This window comes from Pandoraea thiooxydans (assembly GCF_001931675.1).
GTDB classification, from domain to species: domain Bacteria; phylum Pseudomonadota; class Gammaproteobacteria; order Burkholderiales; family Burkholderiaceae; genus Pandoraea; species Pandoraea thiooxydans.
This window is the reverse complement of the sequence record NZ_CP014839.1, coordinates 1,448,081-1,470,488: the sequence shown is the minus strand read 5'-3', so window position 1 is coordinate 1,470,488 and position 22,408 is coordinate 1,448,081. Positions and strand designations below refer to the sequence as shown.

General features: G+C 62.3%; 22 protein-coding genes. 15 read left to right on the top strand and 7 right to left on the bottom strand.

Annotated elements, in window-relative coordinates:
• Positions 1-23: 23 nt before the first annotated feature.
• Entirely contained in the window at positions 24-1,271 is a 1,248-nt protein-coding gene (locus PATSB16_RS06690) for an IS4 family transposase (protein WP_237170353.1), read from the top strand.
• Between the two features lie 69 nt (positions 1,272-1,340).
• Here PATSB16_RS06690 and ltrA read toward each other — a convergent pair whose 3' ends face one another.
• The 3 genes from ltrA to PATSB16_RS06665 all read right to left on the bottom strand — a co-directional run bounded on the left by ltrA (position 1,341) and on the right by PATSB16_RS06665 (position 4,317).
• The gene (ltrA, locus tag PATSB16_RS06685; protein WP_047216333.1) at positions 1,341-2,708 is read right to left on the bottom strand and encodes a group II intron reverse transcriptase/maturase; all 1,368 of its coding nucleotides are present in this window, start codon (positions 2,706-2,708) and stop codon (positions 1,341-1,343) included.
• Positions 2,709-3,249: 541 nt separating this feature from the next.
• A complete protein-coding gene (locus PATSB16_RS06670) occupies positions 3,250-3,489 on the bottom strand; it encodes a hypothetical protein (RefSeq protein ID WP_047213310.1) in 240 nt (79 codons plus the stop codon).
• Positions 3,490-3,702: 213 nt separating this feature from the next.
• Positions 3,703-4,317, bottom strand: coding sequence for a glutathione S-transferase (locus tag PATSB16_RS06665; RefSeq protein ID WP_047213309.1), 615 nt, complete (start codon positions 4,315-4,317; stop codon positions 3,703-3,705).
• Between the two features lie 370 nt (positions 4,318-4,687).
• On the opposite strand from PATSB16_RS06665, the gene PATSB16_RS06660 reads away from it, so the two are divergent.
• The 7 genes from PATSB16_RS06660 (at position 4,688) to PATSB16_RS06630 (ending at position 12,637) form a co-directional block, all read left to right on the top strand.
• Positions 4,688-6,208: a DcaP family trimeric outer membrane transporter gene (locus PATSB16_RS06660; protein WP_156884631.1), complete on the top strand. Its 1,521-nt coding sequence runs from the start codon at positions 4,688-4,690 to the stop codon at positions 6,206-6,208.
• Between the two features lie 243 nt (positions 6,209-6,451).
• The gene (locus PATSB16_RS06655; protein WP_047213307.1) at positions 6,452-7,294 is read left to right on the top strand and encodes an ABC transporter ATP-binding protein; all 843 of its coding nucleotides are present in this window, start codon (positions 6,452-6,454) and stop codon (positions 7,292-7,294) included.
• Positions 7,291-8,196, top strand: coding sequence for an ABC transporter permease (locus PATSB16_RS06650; RefSeq protein WP_047213305.1), 906 nt, complete (start codon positions 7,291-7,293; stop codon positions 8,194-8,196). The genes PATSB16_RS06655 and PATSB16_RS06650 overlap by 4 nt, the downstream gene beginning before the upstream one ends.
• Positions 8,197-8,303: 107 nt before the next feature.
• Positions 8,304-9,353: an ABC transporter substrate-binding protein gene (locus PATSB16_RS06645; protein WP_047213304.1), complete on the top strand. Its 1,050-nt coding sequence runs from the start codon at positions 8,304-8,306 to the stop codon at positions 9,351-9,353.
• 114 nt (positions 9,354-9,467) lie between these two features.
• Positions 9,468-10,151: a response regulator gene (locus PATSB16_RS06640; protein ID WP_047213302.1), complete on the top strand. Its 684-nt coding sequence runs from the start codon at positions 9,468-9,470 to the stop codon at positions 10,149-10,151.
• Positions 10,148-11,524: a sensor histidine kinase gene (locus PATSB16_RS06635; protein ID WP_047213301.1), complete on the top strand. Its 1,377-nt coding sequence runs from the start codon at positions 10,148-10,150 to the stop codon at positions 11,522-11,524. Before PATSB16_RS06640 ends, PATSB16_RS06635 begins: the two co-directional genes overlap by 4 nt.
• Before the next feature lie 102 nt (positions 11,525-11,626).
• Complete coding sequence (locus tag PATSB16_RS06630) at positions 11,627-12,637, top strand: ABC transporter substrate-binding protein (RefSeq protein ID WP_047213299.1); 1,011 nt, start codon at positions 11,627-11,629, stop codon at positions 12,635-12,637.
• Positions 12,638-12,683: 46 nt separating this feature from the next.
• Here the strand turns inward: PATSB16_RS06630 and PATSB16_RS06625 are convergent, their stop codons facing one another.
• Positions 12,684-13,436, bottom strand: a complete 753-nt coding sequence (locus PATSB16_RS06625) for a dienelactone hydrolase family protein (protein WP_047213298.1) — start codon at positions 13,434-13,436, stop codon at positions 12,684-12,686.
• 172 nt (positions 13,437-13,608) lie between these two features.
• Between PATSB16_RS06625 and PATSB16_RS06620 the strand changes: the two genes are divergently transcribed.
• Positions 13,609-14,097, top strand: coding sequence for a GNAT family N-acetyltransferase (locus tag PATSB16_RS06620; RefSeq protein WP_047213297.1), 489 nt, complete (start codon positions 13,609-13,611; stop codon positions 14,095-14,097).
• Between the two features lie 13 nt (positions 14,098-14,110).
• On the opposite strand, the gene PATSB16_RS06615 is transcribed toward PATSB16_RS06620, so the two are convergent.
• The gene (locus PATSB16_RS06615) at positions 14,111-15,037 is read right to left on the bottom strand and encodes a LysR family transcriptional regulator (protein ID WP_047213296.1); all 927 of its coding nucleotides are present in this window, start codon (positions 15,035-15,037) and stop codon (positions 14,111-14,113) included.
• A gap of 102 nt (positions 15,038-15,139) precedes the next feature.
• On the opposite strand from PATSB16_RS06615, the gene PATSB16_RS06610 reads away from it, so the two are divergent.
• Positions 15,140-16,021, top strand: a complete 882-nt coding sequence (locus PATSB16_RS06610) for an aldo/keto reductase family oxidoreductase (RefSeq protein ID WP_047213295.1) — start codon at positions 15,140-15,142, stop codon at positions 16,019-16,021.
• Between the two features lie 67 nt (positions 16,022-16,088).
• On the opposite strand, the gene PATSB16_RS06605 is transcribed toward PATSB16_RS06610, so the two are convergent.
• On the bottom strand, positions 16,089-16,574 hold the full coding sequence (locus PATSB16_RS06605; RefSeq protein WP_047213293.1) for a c-type cytochrome: 486 nt from the start codon (positions 16,572-16,574) through the stop codon (positions 16,089-16,091).
• 355 nt (positions 16,575-16,929) lie between these two features.
• On the opposite strand from PATSB16_RS06605, the gene PATSB16_RS06600 reads away from it, so the two are divergent.
• Together PATSB16_RS06600 and PATSB16_RS06595 are read left to right on the top strand one after the other, a co-directional pair.
• Positions 16,930-17,640 (top strand): SDR family NAD(P)-dependent oxidoreductase, encoded by a 711-nt coding sequence (locus PATSB16_RS06600; protein ID WP_047213291.1) that lies wholly within the window; start codon positions 16,930-16,932, stop codon positions 17,638-17,640.
• Between the two features lie 58 nt (positions 17,641-17,698).
• Complete coding sequence (locus PATSB16_RS06595) at positions 17,699-17,929, top strand: tautomerase family protein (RefSeq protein WP_047213290.1); 231 nt, start codon at positions 17,699-17,701, stop codon at positions 17,927-17,929.
• Positions 17,930-17,953: 24 nt separating this feature from the next.
• Here PATSB16_RS06595 and PATSB16_RS06590 read toward each other — a convergent pair whose 3' ends face one another.
• A complete protein-coding gene (locus PATSB16_RS06590) occupies positions 17,954-18,898 on the bottom strand; it encodes a LysR family transcriptional regulator (protein ID WP_047213288.1) in 945 nt (314 codons plus the stop codon).
• A 537-nt stretch (positions 18,899-19,435) separates the two neighbouring features.
• Between PATSB16_RS06590 and PATSB16_RS06585 the strand changes: the two genes are divergently transcribed.
• From PATSB16_RS06585 to PATSB16_RS06575, 3 genes are read left to right on the top strand one after another with little or no spacing between them, the layout of a single operon-like run.
• Positions 19,436-21,016 (top strand): cytochrome ubiquinol oxidase subunit I, encoded by a 1,581-nt coding sequence (locus PATSB16_RS06585; RefSeq protein WP_047213287.1) that lies wholly within the window; start codon positions 19,436-19,438, stop codon positions 21,014-21,016.
• 3 nt (positions 21,017-21,019) lie between these two features.
• A complete protein-coding gene (cydB, locus tag PATSB16_RS06580) occupies positions 21,020-22,153 on the top strand; it encodes a cytochrome d ubiquinol oxidase subunit II (protein WP_047213285.1) in 1,134 nt (377 codons plus the stop codon).
• Between the two features lie 8 nt (positions 22,154-22,161).
• Positions 22,162-22,395 carry a hypothetical protein gene (locus tag PATSB16_RS06575; RefSeq protein ID WP_047213284.1) on the top strand — a complete coding sequence of 78 codons (234 nt, stop codon included), beginning with the start codon at positions 22,162-22,164 and terminating at the stop codon, positions 22,393-22,395.
• The last annotated feature ends 13 nt before the right edge of the window (positions 22,396-22,408 follow it).

The following is a 22,408-nucleotide window of genomic DNA, read 5'->3' as shown; positions in this document are numbered from 1 at the left end:
GCAAGCTGTTAACTTTGGTCGCGATGCTGAGCGACCACCTGAACTTCGTGCTGGATGCCACGCCTGCCGACCTGAGTCGGCTGGGCGCGCATCTTCCGCAGGAATGGATTGAGCAAGCGATTGAGGCTACGGGCACAGCAAGCATTCGCCGTCGGCGCTTGCCTGCCGAGCAAGTGGTTTGGCTCGTGATCGCGCTAGCGATCTACCGCCACTGGTCAATCAGCGAGGTAGTCGACAGCCTTGATCTGGTATTACCTAACGAAGCGACGTTTGTGAGCAAGAGCGCTGTGACCCAGGCTCGGCAACGCCTGGGCGATGCGCCGATGGCTTGGTTGTTCGAACGGACCGCACGAGCCTGGTGCCAGCAAGACGCTGCACGCTACGCCTTCAAGGGGCTGAGTCTGTGGGCCATGGATGGCACGACGCTGCGCGTCCCGGACAGTGCCGAGAATCGAGAGCATTTCGGTGCGCAAGGCTATGCCAGCGGCAAAGTGGCGAGCTATCCGCAGGTGCGAGCCGTGACGCTGACTTCGGTGCCGACCCACCTCGTCTCGAATATCGCGTTCGGTCGCTACGACACGAATGAGATGCTTTATGCCAAGCAATTGCTGGGGCAGATCCCGGATCACTCGCTGACGGTCTTCGACAAGGGCTTTCTGTCTGCAGAGATCCTGTGCGGCCTGACTGCGGGCAAGCGCAACCGCCACTTCCTGATTCCTGCCAAAGCCAATACGCGCTGGGAAGTGGTATCAGGTAAGCCCGAAGATGCCTTGGTGCGCATGCGCGTCTCACCACAGGCGCGGCAGAAGTGCCCTGAGCTACCTGAATGGTGGATGGCACGTGCGATTCGCGTGGCCGATGCGGGCGGCCGCGAGCGGGTGCTACTGACTTCGTTGACCGACCGACGCCGCTTCAAGGCGGCCGACCTGGATGCTTGCTACGAGCGCCGCTGGCAGGTCGAAACCAGCTACCGCGAACTCAAACAATCTATGCTCGGTAGCGAGCTGACGCTACGTAGCCGAACCGTCGAAGGTGTCTACCAGGAAATCTGGGGCGCTTTGATCGCCTACAACCTGATTCGCCGCGAAATGGCCAGCGCGGCCTTCGAGGCCAGGTGCGAACCAACCGAACTCAGCTTCGTGCGCTCCTTCCACCTTATCCAGCACGAGATGATGTGGGCCGCTCGCACGCCGGCGCTTGCCAAGCTTCCCGCAGTTCTTAAACGTCTGCGTGAGCACCTCAAGCGGCTCATCAATCGGCATAGGGGGTAGCCAATAGGCTACACCCCTGCCACACCACCCGGCATGCGGGTCCGCACCGGGCGGTTCGAGAAGTTGAGGTCAAGAGAGTCGGGGCACACCCAGGCTGTCGAAATAGGCAATGGTGAGCACACGATTCAGAGCCAGTCCGCTGTTTCGCCACCAGCAACGGCTGTTCGCCGCGACTCGTCGCGCAATTTCGGTGCTGGCCCCTAGCGCGCTCAATTCCCGGTAGATGGTCGGGCCGCGTTTCCACTGTTTGAGCTGAATGGCCCGTAACCGGTGACGAAGCCATTCGTCCAGCGTTAGCCAGACCCTCGGCGTTTGCGCCAACCGGTAATAAGCCCTCCAACCCAATAGGTAGGAGCGCAGTCTTTGCGCTACTTCCAACATGCTGCGCCCGCCACCGCGGCGGGTCAGCTCCCGAATGCGTTGCTTGAACGTTGCAAGTGCTTTGGTGGCCACTTTACGCTTGATCGCGCCACCCGCTGCCACCCAGAAGCTGTAGCCCAGGAATTTGCGACCGAACACACTCGCCACCGCGCTCTTGGTCTCGTTGACCCTCAAACGCAGCCGCCCGTACAGCTTTCGCAGCAGCGCCATCACCCGTTCGCCCGCCCGGCGTGAGCGAACGTACACGTTCGCATCATCCGCGTAGCGAACGAAGCAATGGCCTCGCCGTTCCAATTCCTTATCCACCTCGTCCAGCAGCACGTTTGCCAGCAGCGGCGAGAGCGGTCCGCCTTGCGGCGTACCCTCATAGCGCTCCTGCACCACGCCATGGCTCATCATTCCCGCGTTCAAGTAGGCTCGGATCAGCCCGATTACGCCAGCATCGCCGATACGCTTCTGTAGGCGGTCGATAAGAATGTCGTGATTGACCCGGTCGAAGAACTTTTCCAAGTCCACGTCCACGACCACCCGGCGGCCCGACTGCACGTACGATTGTGCGGCTAACACCGCGTCGTGCGCGCGCCGGCCCGGTCGGAAACCGTAGCTGTGCTCGCTGAATGTGGGATCGAGAATCGGTTGCAGTACTTGCAGCAACGCCTGTTGGATCAGCCGATCCGTCACCGTCGGGATGCCTAGCTCGCGCTCGCCTCCGTCCGGCTTCGGGATCGTCACCCGTCGTACCGGTTTTGGCCGGTACGTCCCCCGCAACAGTTCTTCTCGTATCGCAGGCCACGCCGTCACCAGATGTCGCGCAGTCCGGTCAATGTCCAGACCGTCAACTCCCGGCGCACCCTTATTGGCCCGCACCCGTTTGAACGCCTGCCGCAGGTTCTCTCTTGTCAAGGCCGCATCTAGCAGCGCTGACCCTGTGTTCTTCGCTTCACGCCGCGAGCCGCAGGCTTCGTCACTCACGGCTTCTCGCGCAGCTTCACCGCGCGCCGCCACCGCTCGCCCCGCTTGCGCCGGCATCTGACGCCTGGCCTGTTGCGTCGGCATGTCGTCGAACACTCCTTCTCGTTCGGCCCTTCGCCACTAGCTTCAGTCTCGCCGACCTATCCCGTGACTACTACGGCCTCTGCTGACGCCTCGCTCCGATTCGACACCGTTGCCCTTTCAGGCATGAGGCGAGGACTCCCCAGGTAAGAGCGCACTCCTTCATCGCACAACCGCTGCATTTACGCTGCTTCGCCTTGGTCACGAGAGCTTCGCGGTTTCATGCCCGCTCGCCCTGCTAGGCAGCGCCTTCTATGCAGTTCTTGTTCATCGGCTCGCGATTTACGATCCACGCTTCCTCCCCACACTCGGTCGCCCTCATGCAGTTGCGCTTCGCTTCATTCGCTGTGACCAGCTTGTGGCGGGACTTACACCCGCAGGAGTGCGCCCATGCTGGGCGCACACGAAAAACGACCCGACCGCAAATGCGATCGGGTCGTCAAATCGCGACCCCTCCGCTACACCGTTCGGTACCTACAAAAAGACCTTAACTGAACGGCATTACGGTTTCGACCGGCTTTTTCTTTTGGCTGACGATAACGTCCTATCGGCGCTTGCGCTCCCAATCAGCGCTGACCAGAATGCTCATCGACAGCGCGCCGCGGCGATAGACATAACGAAGCAACGCCAGCCGCCGGCTTGCAAAGTTACGCAGACGTGCCCGCAAATCATGAAACGACGCCGGCTCGCTGGCCAGCGGTGGCATTTCGGCCGGCTTCACATCGGTCACCACCTGACCTTTGTCCTTCGCCGCAACGACATGCCACTGAATGCGCTTGCTCATGCAACTCTCCCTTGTACCTGACTGCCACCGGAAAAGACCGATGCGGCTCGCCGATCGGCCCATACTCGCCCCCGAGTGGATTGAAAGGTAATCTCAATTGCGTCGCCCGCCTGTCGGACGATTCTTAAAAAAGGCGGCCAACGCCCCTAAAATGCCGGGAAGCGTCGCGTAAAAACCCAATTACCAGCACACCGTGGCGCGCAGGCCTCGGCATTATTCCGGCGGAGTCTCCATGAATACCGCTTGCCGTTCGGCAAACGCCGCAAACAGCCGCAGTGCCGGATAATCCGTCTCGGCCACGACATCGGGCAGCATCATTTGGGTAAAACGCCACGCCACGGCAATCGAGACGCCGGCCTGGCTGAACCGGCTCGGATCGGTGGGCAGCGGACGCTGCGTGATGTCTTTCTCAAGCACAGCATAAGCGGCATGCAGCTGCTGGCTCACACGCTCGGCCCAGGGTTCGTACTGCTTTTCGGCAGGCCGTTGCTTTTGCTCGTAGACGAGCTGCACGGACTTCTCGCTGGCCGCGAGGGCCAGCCCGATCAATTTGAGCTCGTGCAGGCGCGCCACGGGGTCGCGCGGCATGAGCGTCTTGCGCGGATTGGCCAGCGTCTCGGCGTAGTCGAGAATCAGTGTCGAATCCATCAGGCACTGGCCATCGTCGAGCAACAATGTCGGCGCCTTGACCACCGGGTTGATACGACGAAATTCGTCGTACGTCCTGAACACCGAGAGCGACTGATGCTCGAACTCGAGCCCGAGCAATTTCATGCAAATTGCGGTGCGGCGAACAAAGGGTGAATCGAGCATGCCAATCAGTTTCATGGTGTTCCCGTTAGAGAGGCCAACAGTCATCGTCACGGCCGGTGTTCGGCCACCTGTAGCGTTCGAGCCAATACGACAATACTCGGCACTGCGCGAATCGACAGTTTAGGTGGCCGACCAGCCGCTGAAAAGCATTATCAAAGCGATGACCGCGCCTTTCTTCTCGGCCCGGACCAAGCCCCTTGCACGCCGCGTTGTCACCTGCACACTCACTTCCCTCAAGACGGGCGCACCTAGGGTTAACACCGGCGAATCGGCGCCGCGACTGACAGCTAGCTGACAGCTAGCCCTCCCTACCATGAGCACACCGTATGCCCAGCCCTGTCCGGGCGGTACGGGACGAAAACAATCATATGCAGGAGACAACTGGATGAAAAAACGCAAGGGATTCTCTGGCCGTTCGCTTAGCTCGATCGCAGGTCCGTCGTTCAAGGCTCGGGTGATGTGCACCGCGATCGCTGGCTTGGTCGCAATGCCGATAGCTCACGCGGACGAGCTCAGCAAGCTGCAAGCGGAGATCAACAACCTTTCAACGCAATTGAACCAGCTCAAGCAAGCGCAAGCGCAGCAAAGCCACTGGCAAGCTCAGCGCCCCCAAGCCGGCGCCGTGCAAACCGCCCAAGGCGCGCCAGCCCCGGCTTTGCCTGATAGCGTGCCGCCGACCAAAGCCGAGGCGCTGGGCATGGCGGACCCGGGTTATGTGATGCGCGGCGCAATGCCAGGGTCCTTCAAGTTGCCAGGCACCGATACTTCGATGCGTATCGGCGGTTTCGTCAACTTCCAGGGGATCTACGATCCTACGCAAAATCTGGGGCCCAAGTTCGCCATCGGCAACCTGCTGCCGAGCGGCCCCGCGCGGGCGCAGTCCGGACGCACGTTCCACTTTCAGGACAAAGTCTCGCGACTGATTGTGCAAACCAGCACCCCGAGTCCGTACGGCGATATCAACACCAACATCTCGCTGGATTTCTACGGTTACACCGCAGGAGGTGACAACAATCAAGCGCTGCAAAACAACAACTGGGGCGCCCGCATCGTTTATGCCTACGGCACTATCGGGCACTGGTTGCTCGGGCAAGCGAATTCGAACTTCATCGATGACCCCGATCAGGAGGAGACCTTCGACAATGCCGGGCCAGCCGGCGTGCCGGGCGCTCACACGCCACAGATTCGCTATACCCTGCCGCTGCATGCGGGCGGGGCACTGTCATTCTCGATAGAAAACCCACAAACCGGCTACCAGGACACCCAGGGCGATATCGAGGTAGCGACCCAGACCAATCCTCTACCGGACTTCACCGCGAAATACGAGCGCAGCGGCAACTGGGGACACTATCAAGTGTCGGCCGTCGCGCGCGAATTGGGGTTCACCGACCAGAACGGTGTGCGCACCACCAAATTCGCCGCAGCAGCAATCGTCGGCGCGACCTGGAATCTCCTGCATACCGGCTTCGGGCTCGGTCGTGACAACGTGGGCTTCCAGGCCTGGTACGGCGCGATGGCCCGCTACATTCCCGACGACTTTGGCGCGAACACCGCGTCGACGCTGGCGATCAACAACGGCACGGCGGCAGACCCGACCGGTGCGACCGCCGTTCAGGTGCAGCCAGATGTCGGCGGCACGGTGTACTTCCAGCACTGGTGGACCTCCAAGCTGCGCTCGAACATCGGCTTCGGCTTCAACCACCAGCGCCTGGCGGGGTTCCTGCCGGCCGACGCGCAGAACGCGGTCACGACCAAGACAGTGCACGTCAACCTGATCCTGCAACCCACCAAGACGGTCGATGTTGGCATCGAAGCCATGTGGGGCCAGAAAACCTATCAGGCGTCCACTGGCATCTCGCCGCAAACAGCCAAGCGCATCGAAGTCGGCGGCATTTGGCATTTCTAACGAGTGTTGGCGCCAGCTATCGCAGTCGCGACTGAACTGCGATGCGCTGGCGGCCAGCCCAAGGAGGTGATGAGACTCAGGAAATTCGCTGCGGCGACAACCGCGATTTGGATAGGCTCGACTGGCGAGCGCCGCCGGCAGCGACATTCCGGTGCGGCGTGGCGGCTAATGCCGCGCATTCGAGTGCGCTTGAAAACAAAGTGCTTTTTGCTTAATCGGTACAGTTAATGAGGTTTGTTTGCTATGGCAGAGACGTTGACAAGGCGAGGCGGTATTGAATTTTCGGGGGTGACAAAAAGCTTCGTCACCCGGGAAGGCACGGAAAAAACCGCCTTGCACAATGTGAACCTGGTGGTCGAGCCGGGGGTATTTTGCGCGGTGGTGGGTCCCACCGGATGCGGCAAGTCCACCACACTGACCCTGGCCGCCGGGCTCTATCGCCCGAGCGCGGGCACTGTGCGCGTGTCCGGCCAGCAGGTCGACGGCATCACCAGGGGTGCGAGCTTCGTATTTCAGAACGACGCGCTGCTGCCATGGAAATCGATCCTGGCCAATGTCGCGTTGGGCCCGACTTTTCGCGGCGTGCCCAAAAACGAAGCGCGCGAATCGGCCCGTGAATGGCTGCGTCTCGTGGGTCTGGCGGGTTTCGAGAACTACTACCCGTATCAGCTCTCCGGCGGCATGCGCAAGCGTGTGAGCCTGGCCGCGGCGCTGATCAACGAGCCATCCATGCTGCTGATGGACGAGCCGTTCTCGGCGCTAGACGTGCAAACGCGCGCCATCATGTCCAACGAATTACTGGCGCTGTGGGAGAAGACGCGGCCATCGGTGCTGTTCGTCACGCACGACCTGGAGGAGGCCATCGCGCTGGCCGACCGGGTGGTTGTCATGACCGCCGGCCCGGCCACTGTCAAGGCCGTCTTCGATATCGACCTGCCCCGCCCGCGCGGCGCCGTGCAAGAGATCCGATTCAATCATCGTTTTCTGGATTTGTATCAGCAGATCTGGGAATCGCTGCGCGAAGAAGTGGAGCAAGCCTACTCGCGCACGACCGACATCTCGAAAGTCAAAGGAGTGGCAGCATGACGAGCGGCAAAACCCTGGTAACCACGGCAGACTCTCCGGCCGACCTCCGGCCGGCGGGTTCCGATGCCGCCTCGATAGCCGCCGCTGCGCGTCGCCGCACACAGCGCCGCAAGCGACTCGTACTGCTCGGACGGGCCAGCTTGCTCGGGCTGATCATTGGCGGCTGGCAGCTCCTGAGCGCCTGGAACATCATCGATCCGTTCTTCTTCGGTTCGCCAAGCGGCATCGCCATCAGGTTGTGGGAGTGGGTCCAGCGCGGCACGCCGTATGGTTCGATCTGGCTGCAAATCTGGATCACGCTGGAGGAGTCTCTGCTGGGGTTTGCCGCCGGCGTAACCAGCGGCGTGGTGTTAGGGGTCCTGCTCGGCGAGATTCCCTATCTGGCCGACGTGATCGGTCCACTCATCAAAGTCATCAACGCGTTGCCGCGCATCGTGCTTGGTTCGGTTTTCGTCATGTGGCTCGGCCTGGGCATGTCGTCCAAGGTGCTGCTGGCCGCCGTGCTGGTGTTCTTCGTGGTGTTCTTCAACGCCTTCCAGGGGGTGCGGGGCGTCGACCGCAATTTCGTCGCCAACACGCGCATCCTCGGGGCTTCCCGCCTTCAGGTGATTCGTCACGTGGTATTCCCGTCGGCGATGACGTGGATCATCGCCAGCCTGCATGTCGCGCTCGGCTTCTCGATCATTGGCGCCATCGTCGGTGAATTTCTTGGCGCTCAGCAAGGCCTTGGGCTGGTCATCGCGACCGCGCAGAACACCTTTGACGCCAACGGCGTGTTCGGCGCGATGCTGATTATCGGCGTGCTGGCGTTAAGCGCCGAGGCCCTCATGTCGATGCTGGAAAAGCGGTTGCTGTCCTGGCAGCCCCCCTCGGCCAACGAACCCAATATGCCGGGCATATGACCAAGCGCGTATGACCGGAGCACCCCAGGCCATTCGATTCATCGTGGGTTGACGGGCTTGATAAGAGACCCATGTCGGGATCTCGCACAACCAAGGAGATAAACGCTATGAAGGGAAATAAGCTGATTTCGAATCTGGTGTTGGGCATGATGTGCCTGACCGGACTCGCGAGCACGCAAAGCTACGCGGCGAAACTGCCGACCGTGACAATGATGGTGGGCGGCATAGACAAGCAGATCTACCTGCCCTATCAGCTCGCGCAGAACCTCGGATTCTTCAAGAAGTATGGTGTCAACATGGTGCTGAGCACCGAACAGGCCGGCGGCGTGGGGGCCGAAGACGCGATGGTCTCGGGTCAGGTGGATCTGGCCGGCGCGTGGTATGTGCATACGATCGACTTTCAACAGCATGGCAAAAAGGTGATCGACATTGTTCAGTTGAGCGGCGCTCCGGGCGAACGCGAGATGTGCGCCAAAGGCTCGGGCGTCAAGTCGCCGGAAGACTGGAAGGGCAAAGTCGTTGGCGTGACCGACCTGGGTTCGGGTACCGACGACCTCACGCTCTATCTGGCCGCTCGCTACCATCTCACGCCGAAGCAGTTCACCCGCGTGGGTGTGGGCGCCGGCCAGACGCTGATCGGCTCGCTCGAGCACGGCCGCATCGTGTGCGGCATGACCACCCAGCCGACCGTCAACGCGATCGAGAAAATGGGCATCGGCTATTCGGCGATGGACTTGGCTACCGGCGACGGTGTCAAAATGTGGCTCGGCGGCTTCTGGCCGACGGCCAGCGTGCTGGCCCGCGCCGATTGGGTTCAGGCTCACCCGGACCTGACGCAGAAGGTAGTTGACGCGATGGTCGCCACGATGCACTGGATCCACACTCATAGCGCCGCCGATATCGCCGATCATTTGCCGCCGGACTTCGTCAGCAATCAGCTCTCCAGCAAGCAGGAGTACATCAAAGCACTCGCGCAAGACAAAGGCCAGTTCCTTCCCGACGGCATGATGCCCCAGGGCGGCCCGCAGACGGTGTTGTCGGTCGAGAAACTTGCCGGCAAAATCCACAAGCCGATCGACCTGGACGCGACCTACACCAACAAATACGTCATCCAGGCCAACGCATTGTTGGCCAGCGCGCAGAACGCAGGGAAATAACCGATTGTGGCAACGCGAGGGGCTAACTTACAGTGCGTGGAAGTTGGCCCCGGTTTGCAAGGACGCGGGGCCGGGCCATGCCCGTGCCCCGCGTAATCCGGTGCTTCCTAGCTTATGAAATTGCTGCTCGTAGAAGACAATCTTGAACTGGCCCTATGGCTGAGCAAAGCCCTGCACGCCGAACGCTTCTCGGTGGATTGCGTGCATGACGGCGCCGATGCCATCTGGCACCTCGACCAGTCGCAATACGACCTGCTGCTGCTTGACCTGCGGCTGCCCAGCATGGACGGGCGCAGCGTGCTGCGCCGCATGCGCCGACGGCGCAACGACATGCCCGTGCTCGTGCTCACCGCCAACGCGGCACTCGACATCAAGGTCGACTGCCTCGATCTGGGCGCCGACGATTATGTGGTCAAACCCTTCGAAATGCCGGAATTGGTTGCCCGCATCCGCGCACTCATCCGCCGCAACAGCAGAAGCGGCCAGTCACTGGTGCAATGTGCCGACCTTCAGTTCGACCTGAATACTCATGAATTTAACGCCGCCGGCCAGCCGCTGGAGCTCACCCCGCGCGAGCAACGCGTGCTCGAGGCACTGATCCTGCGTCAGGGCCAGACGGTCACGAAAGCCCAGTTGATGCTCAGTGTCTTTGAACTGGGTGCCGATGCGGGAGAAAATGCGATCGAGACCTACGTCCATCGCCTGCGCCGCAAACTATCGGCCTCGCGCGTGCGCATTCTCACCTTACGCGGCCTGGGCTACCTGCTGCGCGACGCCGGCAGCGGCTCGCTCACATGAATAACCTGCGCGTACGTCTGCTGCTGTGGGTGCTGATTCCGATGCTCGCCGCACTGGCCCTGACCGCGGCGCTGTCTTGGCGCAACGCGCGGCAAATGGCGTTGCTGGTGCAGGACCGTCAGTTGCTCGCCTCGGCCGAGATGATGGCCGGACAAGTCGGCTGGCAACAGGACGCCCTGCATGCCGAAACCCCGCCCGCGGCCCTGCAGATGTTCGCCTCGCAGGAGCGCGACCGCGTCTACTTCCAGGTGCTGGCCGCGTCCGGCGAATTACTCGCCGGCTGGCCCGACCTGACCAGCGGTGTGCCGCCGCCCAACGGCATTCCGCAATATCGCAGCATCGACTATCACGGTAAGACACTGCGACTGGTGACGCTCATGCGTCGCCTCTACCGCCATGGTCACTCGATCGCCGTGCTGGTAAGCGTGGCCGAGAGCCGTCACGCCTTCAAGCACCGCATCCTGAGCCTGTGGTGGCCTGCCCTGCTGCATGAGTCCGCCCTGCTGGTGCTGGCGCTGGTGCTCATGCTGATCGGACTCACCCTCGAGCTACGGCCGCTGTTGCAGTTGCGACGCGATCTGCAGGCACGCGAGATGGATGACCTCACGCCGCTGCGCACAACCGAGTTGCAGCGAGAACTGCAGCCGATTGTCGAGACGATCAATCAGTACGCAACGCGACTGACGAAACAGGTGAACCTGCAAAAGCGCTTTATCGCCGATGCCGCTCACCAATTACGCACGCCGGTTGCCCTTATGAGCACGCAACTCGATTACGCCAGCCATCTCGAGGCCAGTGCGGAACTGAGCGAGACGCTGCAGGCGCTGCGCGTTTGCTCGCGACGCCTGAAGGACCTGATCAACCAGTTGCTCAGCCTCTCGCATGCCGAAGCCAGCCGTGGCGCCAACTTGCCGCGTCAATCAGTGAATCTGCTGGAGCTGGCACAACAAGTGCAGGCCGAGCTCTCGGTGCTGGCCGACGACAAGGGTATCGATCTTGGGCTCGATCCAGCCAGCGCCGATGTGAATGTGATGACACATCCAACACTGTTGCACGCACTGCTCTTCAATCTGGTCGACAACGCCGTGCGCTACACGCCGCGCGGCGGCAACGTAACACTGCTCGTGGGCCACGCTGGCACACAGGCAAGCGTACGTGTCGACGATACCGGCCCGGGCATTCCGGCGGAAGTGCGGCCGCACGTGTTCGAGCGATTCAGCCGCGGCAACACCTCTGACAACGGTGGGTTCGGCCTTGGCCTGGCAATCGTGAGCGAGGCGGCCAAGGCGTGCGGCGCAAAAGTGGAGTTGCTCGGCCGGCCCGACCAGGCCGGTCTAAGCGCCCTGGTGCAATTGCCTGTCGGTGAGCCGTGACGCAGGACCAGCACGACGGTGCGGCCGCGACAGAAAAAGCATGCGGTACGCCTGCGCTGGGGCGAAATAAACATTCTTATAAATTCATGGATGAGACAACGCATGAACAACTTGACACGCATCGCCGGCGCCGCCGTTGTCGCCATCGCGCTGGGAGGCCTCGTCGGCACGGTGCGCGCCGCTGAAAGAATCACCATCATGGTCGGTGGCGTCAACAAACTCATTTACCTGCCGGCCATCCTCACTGAGCGCTTGGGCTATTTCAAGCAGGCGGGGTTGAACGTCGATGTCGTGACGGAGCCGGCAGGCGTCAACGCCGAAGACGAAATGATCGCCGGCGCGGTGCAAGGCGTGGTCGGCTTCTATGACCACACCATCGATCTGCAGAGCAAGGGCACCGAAGTCATTTCGCTGGTGCAACTGACCAAGACGCCGGGTGAAGTCGAGCTGGTGTCGGCACGAGACGCGACGCACATCAAAACGCCGGCCGACCTCAAGGGCAAGGTGCTCGGCGTAACCGATTTGGGCTCCTCGACCGACTTCCTTACGCAATACCTGATGACTGGCGCCGGGTTCAGCCGCCACGACTACAAGATGGTGGCCGTAAGCGCCGGCACGACCTTCATCGACGCGATGCGCAGCCACCGCATTGCCGCCGGCATGACGACCGACCCGACGGCCGCCGAGTTGCTCGCGAGCGGTGAGGCCAAGATATTGGTCGACCTGCGCACTGAAGCCGGCACCCGCGCCGCGCTCGGCGGCGACTATCCGGCCGGCTGCCTCTACATGCCTTCAGCCTGGGTCGAGGGCCATCGCGCCGAAGCCGGCAAGCTGGTGCGCGCTTTCGTCAAGACGCTGCACTACATGCACCGCCACACCGCGGCGCAGATCGTCGAGTTGCTGCCGTCCTCATACTATGGCCGTCGCAAGACGCTCTACACGACCGCGCTCGAAGCCTTCCTGCCGATGTTCTCGAGCGACGGCCGGATGCCCGCCGATGGCCCGGCCAATGTGCTGCGCCTGCTCTCGACCATCGAGCCGTCGGTCAAGTCAGGCTACGTCGATTTATCCAAAACCTACACATCGGAATTCGTCGACGCTGCCGCACGCTGAAATGCCCGGTGCGGCGGCCATGCCAACGAGCGGACGCGCTGGATTTTCAGGCACCAGCGCCCAGCGTCTGCTCGAATAGCTTGAACAGCGCCGTCCAATGCCGCTCGGCAGCCTCTTTGTCGTAGACATTGTGGTCCGGCACCGCGAAGCCGTGCAGCGCACCCGGATAGGTTTCCACCACGTGCGGCACTTTGGCTTCGGTCAACGCCTGCTCCAGCCGCTGTTTCTGTTCGTCGGGGAACGAACCATCCTCGACGGCACCGGCCACATAAATGCGGCCGGTGATCTTGCCGACGAAATGATGAGGGCTGTCCGGATTGTCGGCAGCCAGCCCGCCGCCGTGAAACGACGCCGCCGCGGCGAAACGCTCGGGAAAGGCGCCGGCGGCCGTCAGCGACACGTTACCGCCCATGCAATAGCCGGTCGCGCCAAACCGGGGCCCTGTGACGTCGCTGCGCGAGGCCAGATAATCGATAAACGCTGCCGCATCGGCAACTTTTCGGTCGCGGTCCAGGCTCCTCACCTTGGCCATCATCGCGGCCTTCAGCGCCGGGTCGGTGGCCGCCGCCTTGGGCACCATCTGCTCATACGGCCCGTCGCGGTAGTAGAGATCGGGCAATAGCACCAGATAACCGCCATCGGCCAGGCGTTGCGCCATCTCCCACAGCGCCGGGCGAATACCGTAACCGTCCATGAAAAAAATCACCCCCGGCCAGGGACCGGCCACACCGGCAGGAGTAAAAACCGAAGCGGGACAAACGCCATCGCGGGTCTTGATACTGACGTCGACACGAGACATGGGATGCTCTCCTACGATTGTTGATTATTCAGCCGATCAGGATAGCACCGGGACGACAGGTTTGCTGACCGCCCCCCGCGGCCCGCCGGCCCTGAGCCGCTCTCCTGCCGCGCGCGAATGGCATTACACTTGGGCCGAATCGCGCGTTAAACCCGGGTACGGATTCTCCAATATGACCGACATCAGATCAGCCGTTTTCCCCGAACATCTCGCCGTTGTACAAGCCATCTTTCGCGAGTATGCCGACAGTTTGGACATCGACCTGTGCTTCCAGAATTTCGAGGAGGAGCTCGCTGGCCTGCCCGGCAAATACGCCGAACCGCAAGGCCGCGTCCTGCTAGCCTGGCAAGACCATCAGGTCGTTGGCTGTGTGGCAATGCGCCCGCTCGATGCGACGACCTGCGAGATGAAGCGTCTTTTCGTGCGCCCCGCGGGACGTGGCCAACGGCTCGGCCAACGCCTGGCCGAAGCGATCTGCCGCAGTGCCAAACAAGCCGGTTATACGCGCATCCTGCTCGATACGCTGCCGACGATGCAGGCAGCGTTGCGGATCTACGAATCGCTTGGTTTCAAGGAAATCCCGCCATACACCTTCAATCCGATCGAGGGCGCCAAATACATGGCGCTCGATTTCGCCACGTGTCCCGGCGGTGGCACGTAGGTGCACGGTGCAATCAAGGTTTGACATCCGTTGACGGGTAGCCCGCCATATCACCCGCCTTCAAAAAATCGACAAAAGCCCGCAGCGGCGCCGGCAAATGGCGCCGCCCCGGGTAATACAGGAACGGCCCCGAAAAGGATTGCCGCCACGGCGTGAGAATCGGTTCCAGCGCACCGCTCTCCAGATGCGGGCGCAGCAATTCCTCGAACAGATGTATCACGCCGACACCTGCCACGGCAGCGGCGATGCTCAAATCGAGCGCCGCTGCGGGCCTCACCAGCAAAGGCCCTGGCGGGTCGATTTCAACGACTTCGCCGGCGCGCTCGAATTTCCAGGTCGGTGTTGCTCCGCCGGCGAATTGCACACGCAAACAGGCGTGCGACAGCAGTTCGCGTGGATGCCCGGGCCGCCCGTGCGCGTCGAGGTAGCCTGGCGCCGCGGCAGTGGCGAAGCACTCCACACGCGGGCCGATCGGCACCGCGATCATGTCCTGCTCGAGCCGCTCGTCGTAGCGAATGCCGGCATCACAGCCGACCGACAGCACATCGACGAAGCCATCCTCCACCACGACTTCCACGCGAATCCCCGGATAAGCCTTCAGGAACGCGGTAACGATGCCTGGCAGTATGGTGCGCGCGGCGCTCGCCGGCACGTTGAGCCTGAGCGTGCCGGTCGGTTTGTCGCGGAACACGTTCAGCACGTCGAGCGCCGCTTCCATCTCGCCGAACAACGGTGTCAGCTTGTCGAGCAGGCGCTGCCCTGCCTCGGTCGGCGCGACGCTGCGCGTAGTTCGATTGAGCAGCCGCAGGCCGAGCCTGGCTTCGAGACGACGCACGGCAATGCTCAGGCTCGAGGCGGAAACACCCGCGATGCGGGCCGCATCGCGAAAACCGCCGGCGCGGGCGACCGAGACGAAAGCCGCGAGATCATTCAATTCCATGGTTATTGTTCATATTTTTAAACAACCCGTGGAATTTAGACTTATTTATTTAACAAATCAACGCCGCCATACTGAAGCTCTACACTCACTAAGGAGCACGTCATGCCGCAACTCGATCCCGAACACACGTTTTACCTGGCCGGCCGCCCGGTGCGTCGCCTGGGCTACGGCGCCATGCAACTGGCCGGCCCGGGCGTGTTCGGCCCGCCCAAGGACCGCGCCGCGGCCGTCGCCGTGCTGCGCGAGGCGCTGGCCCTGGGGGTCAACCATATCGATACCAGCGATTTCTACGGGCCGCATATCACCAACCAGATCATCCGCGAGGCGCTCCACCCCTACCCGGACGATCTCGTCATCGTCACCAAAGTCGGTGCCGTGCGCGGCAGCGACGGCGCGTGGCTGCCGGCGGCCGAGCCGGCGGACATCGCGCGCGGCGTGCACGACAACCTGCGCAACCTCGGCCTGGACACCCTCGATGTCGTCAATATGCGCATCATGAAAGACGTTCACGCGCCGAGCGAGGGATCCATTGAAAGGCAGATCACGGCCCTGGCCGAACTCCAGCGGCAAGGGCTGGTGCGGCATATCGGCCTGAGCAACGTCACGGCTGCGCAAGTCGCCGAGGCACAACGCATCACGGCAATCGCCTGCGTGCAGAACCATTACAACCTGGTGCATCGCGCCGACGACGCACTGGTCGACTCGCTCGCCGAACAAGCCATCGCTTACGTGCCGTTTTTCCCGCTCGGCGGCTTCACGCCGATTCAATCGTCGGTGTTGGCGCGACTCGCCGAGTCGGCGGGAGCCACGCCAATGCAGTTGGCGCTTGCCTGGCTCCTGCATCGCGCGCCCAACATTTTGTTGATCCCCGGCACGTCGTCGCTCGCGCATCTGCGCGAGAACCTGAAGGTGGCGCAATGGCATCCGAGCGAAGAGGCCTTGGCCGAGCTCGATGCCATCGGCCAGAGTCGCGCCCCGGCGTGAGCCTGCCGCGCGAGCCAAACCATCCTGGCCGGCGCTCGGCTGCCTGCGCGAGATGACGGCCACGTCGTCAGGGCTTCCCTTTGTCGAGCGACTCGATCATCGCGGCCAGGCGCTCCGCCTCGGCCTGACTCGCCAGCCCGCCCGGCATGCGGCCAAAGCCATTGGCGATATGCTCGGCCAATAGTGCCCGTGCGCCGTGGCGCTGCTCATAAGCGGCCGACACCTCGGCAAACGATGGACCGAAACCGTTGTTTTCGATCCCGTGGCATTGCATGCAGGACAGGTGATGGCCCTGAATATAGGACTGCAGCGTAGCCGCGCGCCGCGGGTTAGCAGTCGCCGCTGGCGCCGCAGCGGGCTCGGCGGGCTGTCCCATCATGCCGCCGCTCGTCATCCCCTGCCCCATCATCCCGGGTCCCATGCGGTTGTATGAGCCGCCCCCTTGAGCCAGCAAGCTCGAGCCAGGTTCGCCCGCACTGGCGGGCGACAGGAGTGCGGTGCTCACGGCCATGGCCGCCAGCACTACGAGGGCGATGCTCTTGCGAATTTTCATTTTGATGCTCCTAGCCGAGATGCCGAGCAAATGTGAGCGAGATGGCCGACCTCCTCCTGGCCATGCGCTCGCCAGGCCGCTGCCTGACGAAAAGTGTATACCCCGCTCGCAATCAAGGCGAACAATTGCACCGCCGACCACACGAAAAACATGTTGGGTTTGCCCGTCCGCGCCGCCGGCGAGTAACGCGTGCGACGGCCTGCTTCCTGAGACCCCGATGATTTGTTCCTGCGACGCAAGACTGTTTGTCCATGGCGGGTATTCGAGTTTCGCGGCAACGCGCCTACATTTGGCACCTATCGGCGCCGCCGGCCCGGTTCGAAAGAAAGCTTAAACAACTTAGTCGAGGTTCAACATGAGTACGTCACAAAAAGTTATCGTCGTGACTGGCGCGTCGCAAGGCATTGGCGCCGAGACAGTCGAAGCATTCCGCCAACTCGGCCACCGCGTCGTTGCCACGGCGCGCTCGATCAAGCCGTCGGAGGACCCTGATGTCCTGGCCGTGGCCGGCGACATCGCCGACCCGGCCACGGCCCGCCGTGTCATCGAGCAAGGGGTGGCGCGCTTTGGCCGCATCGATACGCTGATCAACAACGCCGGCATTTTCCTCGCCAAACCGTTTACCGAATACACGTCCGAAGACTATGCGGCCATCACCGGAGTCAACCTCGCGGGCTTCTTCCATATCACGCAACTCGCCATCGAGCAGATGCAGAAGCAGTCCAGCGGCCATGTGGTCACCATCACCACCAGCCTGGTCGATCACGCCAACAGCAGTGTGCCTTCGGCACTCGCATCGCTAACCAAGGGTGGCTTGAATGCTGTCACGAAGTCTCTTGCGATCGAATACGCAAAACGCGGCATTCGCGCCAATGCCGTCTCACCGGGGGTCATCAAATCGCCCATGCATGCCCCTCAAACGCACGAGGCGCTCGGCGCGCTCCATCCGGTCGGCCACATGGGCGAGATGAGCGACGTCGTCAACGCCATTCTATATCTCGATGCGGCGCCGTTTGTCACGGGAGAAATCCTGCATGTCGATGGCGGCCAGAGCGCCGGTCACTGAGCACTCCCCGGCGCCATCCGGCGGCGCCGTTGCATTGCCATCAATTAAGGAGAGCGACATGCCCATGGTCACTATTCAGGTCACCCGCGAAGGGACCAAACCTGACAACGAGTCCGTCACCGCCGAGGAAAAGGCCCGGCTCATCAAAGGCGTCAGCCACCTGTTGCTCGACGTCCTGAACAAGCCGCTGGAATCGACCTTCGTGGTAATCGAGGAGGTAAGCACAGAGAACTGGGGATGGGGCGGGCTGCCGGTCGACGCTTATCGTCAGCAGCGAGGCCGTCGATAGGCCGGCCACGACGCCCTCGGCCGGCTAGCCTGCGGACGGCCTTTCCTTATCGGCCGTCGGCGACTGGAGTCGCTGCACCAGAAAATCCACGAAACACCGTACCCGCGACGATAAATGCCGGCCGTGCGGATAAAGCAGGATGAACGGACGTGAGCATCCGCCATAGGGCACGAGCACCTCACGCAACGTGCCGTCGGCAATGTCCTTTTCCACGATGAATCGGTACGTTTGGAATATCCCCGCCCCGTGGCGGGCCAACGTTACGCCTGCCAGCACGTCACCCGATGTTCCATAGCCCCCGCGCGTCATGATCTCCACGGTGGCGCCCCCATGCTTGAATGTCCACGGTATGTCGCGTCCGCTGCTGGGCAACTCGAACTGAATGCACTCGTGGTTGATCAAGTCATCCGGCGAGTCCAGTTTTCCGGCTCGCTCCAGGTACGCCGGGCAAGCGACGGCAACCAGCGCCGCATCCTCGAGCTTGCGCGCAATCAGACCGGAATCCTGCGGCGCGCGACCCCGTATCGCGAGATCGAAGCCTTCGTCCACGAAATCGATATTGCGGTTGCTCAGATGTGTCTCGACAGTAACGCCGGGGTAGCGCTGCCTGAATTCGGCCAATAGTGGAAGAACGCGGTAATGTCCGTACGGTGTCGGCATGCTGATGCGCAGAACCCCGGCCGGGATCGTCTGTTGCCCGGTTGCTTCCCGTTCGGCATCCACCAATTGGTTGAGCGCATGACGGCACTGCTCGAAGTAGCGTCTTCCCAGATCGGTCAGCCGAATTTGCCTCGTGGTTCGGACGAAAAGCCGCGCTCCCAGGCGCTTCTCCAGCCGCGCCACTGCGCGGCTGACGGCCGCGGGCGTGACGCTGGCTGCCGTAGCCGCCGCAGTGAAGCTCTCCAGCTCGGCGGCCAGACAAAACAGCTCGATACTGCCTACCAGAAGGTCTTCGAATTGACGCTGCATAGCTCCCACCCCACGATCGCCAGCTTTTTCCGACGAACATTCTACTTCGCCGCGAGCATCGCCACGCCCGCCGGTGCACATCCGCGTGCCGTACGCGATGCCGCCGAGCCGGGCAGCGTCGATAGCTCAAGGGTTCGCTCAATGTAATCCGATCTCCAGAACGCTCGGCCGCTCCTTGATCGCCTCGCCAATCGCCTCGTGGCGATCCCCCTGCAAGTAGTGGCGGCACGCCCAATGCCACTGCTCGGCGGTTCATCGGGCAAGCGCCACGTCTACGCCTCGCCCCGGAGTTTGTGAAGGAGCGCGATAAACAGACACTTCGTCGTCCGAATACGGCGGCACCGCCCCGAATCTCTTTACACCCGCAGCGGGTATGGATAGCATCTGACGATGTGAAGACCTGAACTGCGGCGTTATGCCACACCGCGGCGGAATGTGTTGGCGGGTTGATTTTCGTCAACTCTACGAAAGACGAAGCGCAAATAATGCCCAAGAACATTTAGGATTCAGTCTATCTTCCGTTAGGACGTCACCACCATGCACGACATCAACGTAGTTGATCTGTCACGACTGCAGTTCGCGCTCACGGCGCTTTATCACTACCTGTTCGTCCCGCTCACGCTTGGCATGTCGTTCATGCTGGCGGCCATGGAGACGGTCTACGTCACCACCGGCAAAGAGATCTACAAGCGCATTACACAGTTCTGGAGCAAGCTGTTCCTGATCAACTTTGCGCTGGGCGTGGCCACGGGGCTGACCATGGAATTCGAGTTCGGCACCAACTGGTCGTTCTACTCGAGTTTCGTCGGCGATATTTTCGGCGCGCCGCTGGCCATCGAAGGCCTGATGGCCTTCTTCATGGAATCCACCTTCGTCGGCCTGATGGCCTTCGGCTGGGACCGCCTCAAGCGCGGCCAGCATCTGGCGGTGACCTACCTGGTGGCGTTGGGCTCGAATCTGTCGGCGCTGTGGATCCTGATCGCCAACAGCTTCATGCAAATGCCGCATGGCGCGAGCTTCAACCCGACCACCATGCGCATGGAACTGAGCAGCTTCACCGAGCTGATCTTCAGCCCGGACGCCCAGGCCAAGTTCGTCCATACCAGCATCGCCGGATACGTCACGGCGGCCATCTTCGTGGCCGGCGTCAGCGCCTGGTATCTGCTCAAGCAGCGCCACGTCGATCTGGCCCGCCGCTCGTTCCGCATGGCGGTGCTGTTTGGCGTGCTCGCCACGGCCGGCGTCATTACGCTGGGCGACGCGCTGGGCTTTATCGGCGGCCAGGCGCAGCCGACCAAGCTGGCGGCCATGGAAGGCCTCTGGAAAACCCAGCCGGCGCCAATGCCCTTCAACCTGATCGCCTTCCCGTCGCAGCGCGACCAGACCAACCGTGGCGAAATCCAGGTGCCGTACGTGTTGTCGCTGCTGGTCACCCACTCGCTGACCGGCACGGTGCCCAGCATCGAACAACTCGAGCAGGAAGCGATCGCCCGCATTCACAACGGCATTCCAGCGGTCGCCGCGTTGCAGCGACTGGCGGCCGATCCGCATAACGCCGGCGCGCTGGCGCAATTCAACGCGCACGAAAAGGATCTCGGCTATGGCTTCCTGGTGCAACGCTACGCGCCCGACGTGACGCAGGCTACCGATGCGCAAATCGCCACCGCCGCACGCGACTCGATACCGCAGGTCGCGCCGATTTTCTGGTCGTTCCGCGTAATGGTGGCGCTGGGCCTGTTCATGCTGGCCTATTTCGTCCTCGCGGTGATCTACACGATGCGTAACCGGGTCGAGCGCAAGCGCTGGTTCCTCAAGCTCGCGGTAGTGATGATTCCGGTGCCCTTCCTGGCCAACGAGGCCGGCTGGGTGGTGGCCGAACTGGGCCGGCAGCCGTGGACGGTGTACGGCATGCTGCCGACCTGGATGTCGGCCTCGACACACAGCGTGGGCTACATGATCTTCTCGCTGATCGGTTTCGTCAGCCTTTACACGATCTTCATCATCGTCGAAATGTATCTGATGGTGCGCACCATACGCCAAGGCCCCGATAGCCACCCTGATGCGAATTCTTCTGACAAACAATGGCAAGCCGGGCGTTTGGCCGGCACGGAGGCTTGAACCATGGAACTCTACGCTGCACTTCAATTCGTCTGGTGGCTGCTGCTCGGCGTGCTGCTGATCGGGCTGGCCGTGATGGTCGGCATGGACATGGGCGTCGGGACGATCCTGCGCTACGTCGGACGCACCGACACCGAACGCCGCGTTGCGCTCAATATCATCGGTCCGCACTGGGACGGCAATCAGGTCTGGTTCATTCTTGGCGGCGGAGCGGTGTTTGCCGCATTTCCGCTGATCTACGCCACGGCCTTCTCCGGCTTCTACGTGGTCATGCTGCTGTTGCTGTGGAGCATGATCGTGCGCCCGCTCGGCTTCGAATACCGCAGCAAGCTTCCGTCGGCGCGCTGGCGCAACGTCTGGGACTGGTCGCTGTTCGTCAGCGGCCTGGTGCCGATGGTCGTGTTCGGTGCCGCATTCGGCAATCTGTTCCAGGGCGTGCCGTTCCACTTCAGCTGGAACCTGACCTCGACCTACACCGGCTCGTTCCTGGCCCTGCTCAACCCGTTCGCGATCCTGTGCGGCCTGCTGTCGGCCTCGCTGTCGATATTCATGGGCGCGGCGACCGTCATGAACGGTGCGACCGGCGTCATGTACGACCGCGCCCGTCAATTGGCCCGTATTGCGGCGCTGGTCGCCATCGCGCTGTTTGCCATCGGCGGCCTGTGGGTGCACGGCATGACCGGCTTCGTCCTGAGCGCCGGCCCGGGCGCGGGCGTCGCGCAAACGCCGCTGCAGCAAACCGTCGTGCCGGCCGCAGGCGCGTGGTTCGCCAACTTCCAGACCTATCCGGTACTCTGGATCGTTCCGGCACTTGCCGTTGCCGGCATGCTGCTGGGGTGGCTGGCCGCCGGCGCGCGCCGCTCGCACCTGGCCTGGTGGCTGGGCGCGATCGCCTGGCTCGGCGTGATCGGCACGGCAGGCGTGGCGCTGTTCCCGTTCCTGCTGCCATCGAGCAGCGTGCCCGCGCAAAGCCTGACGGTATGGAATGCCAGCTCGAGCAAACTGACCCTGACCTGGATGGTCGGTTTTGCGGTCTTTTTCGTGCCGCTGATCCTGTGGTACACGAGCTGGGCCTTCTACGTAATGCGCGGCAAGGTCAGCGCAGCCGACGTCGAAGCTGACGAACACGCCTACTGAGAGTCATCATGAAAACGACGTTTCAATTCATCCTCTTCATGGCGATCGCCTTTATGGTCATCGTCATCGCCATCCTGCTCGGTAACCTCGGCGCATGGTATTTCGCCTGGCTGGTCGGCACCGCCATGATCGTGCTGGTCGCCGCCGCCGGTGGCGCCCTGCTCGACACCCAGGAAGAAGTCGCCAACCGCAAGGCCGAGGCCGAAGCCGCCAACCGCCAGCAACACCGCCCCGCGCGCTAAGACGAGAAGTCGC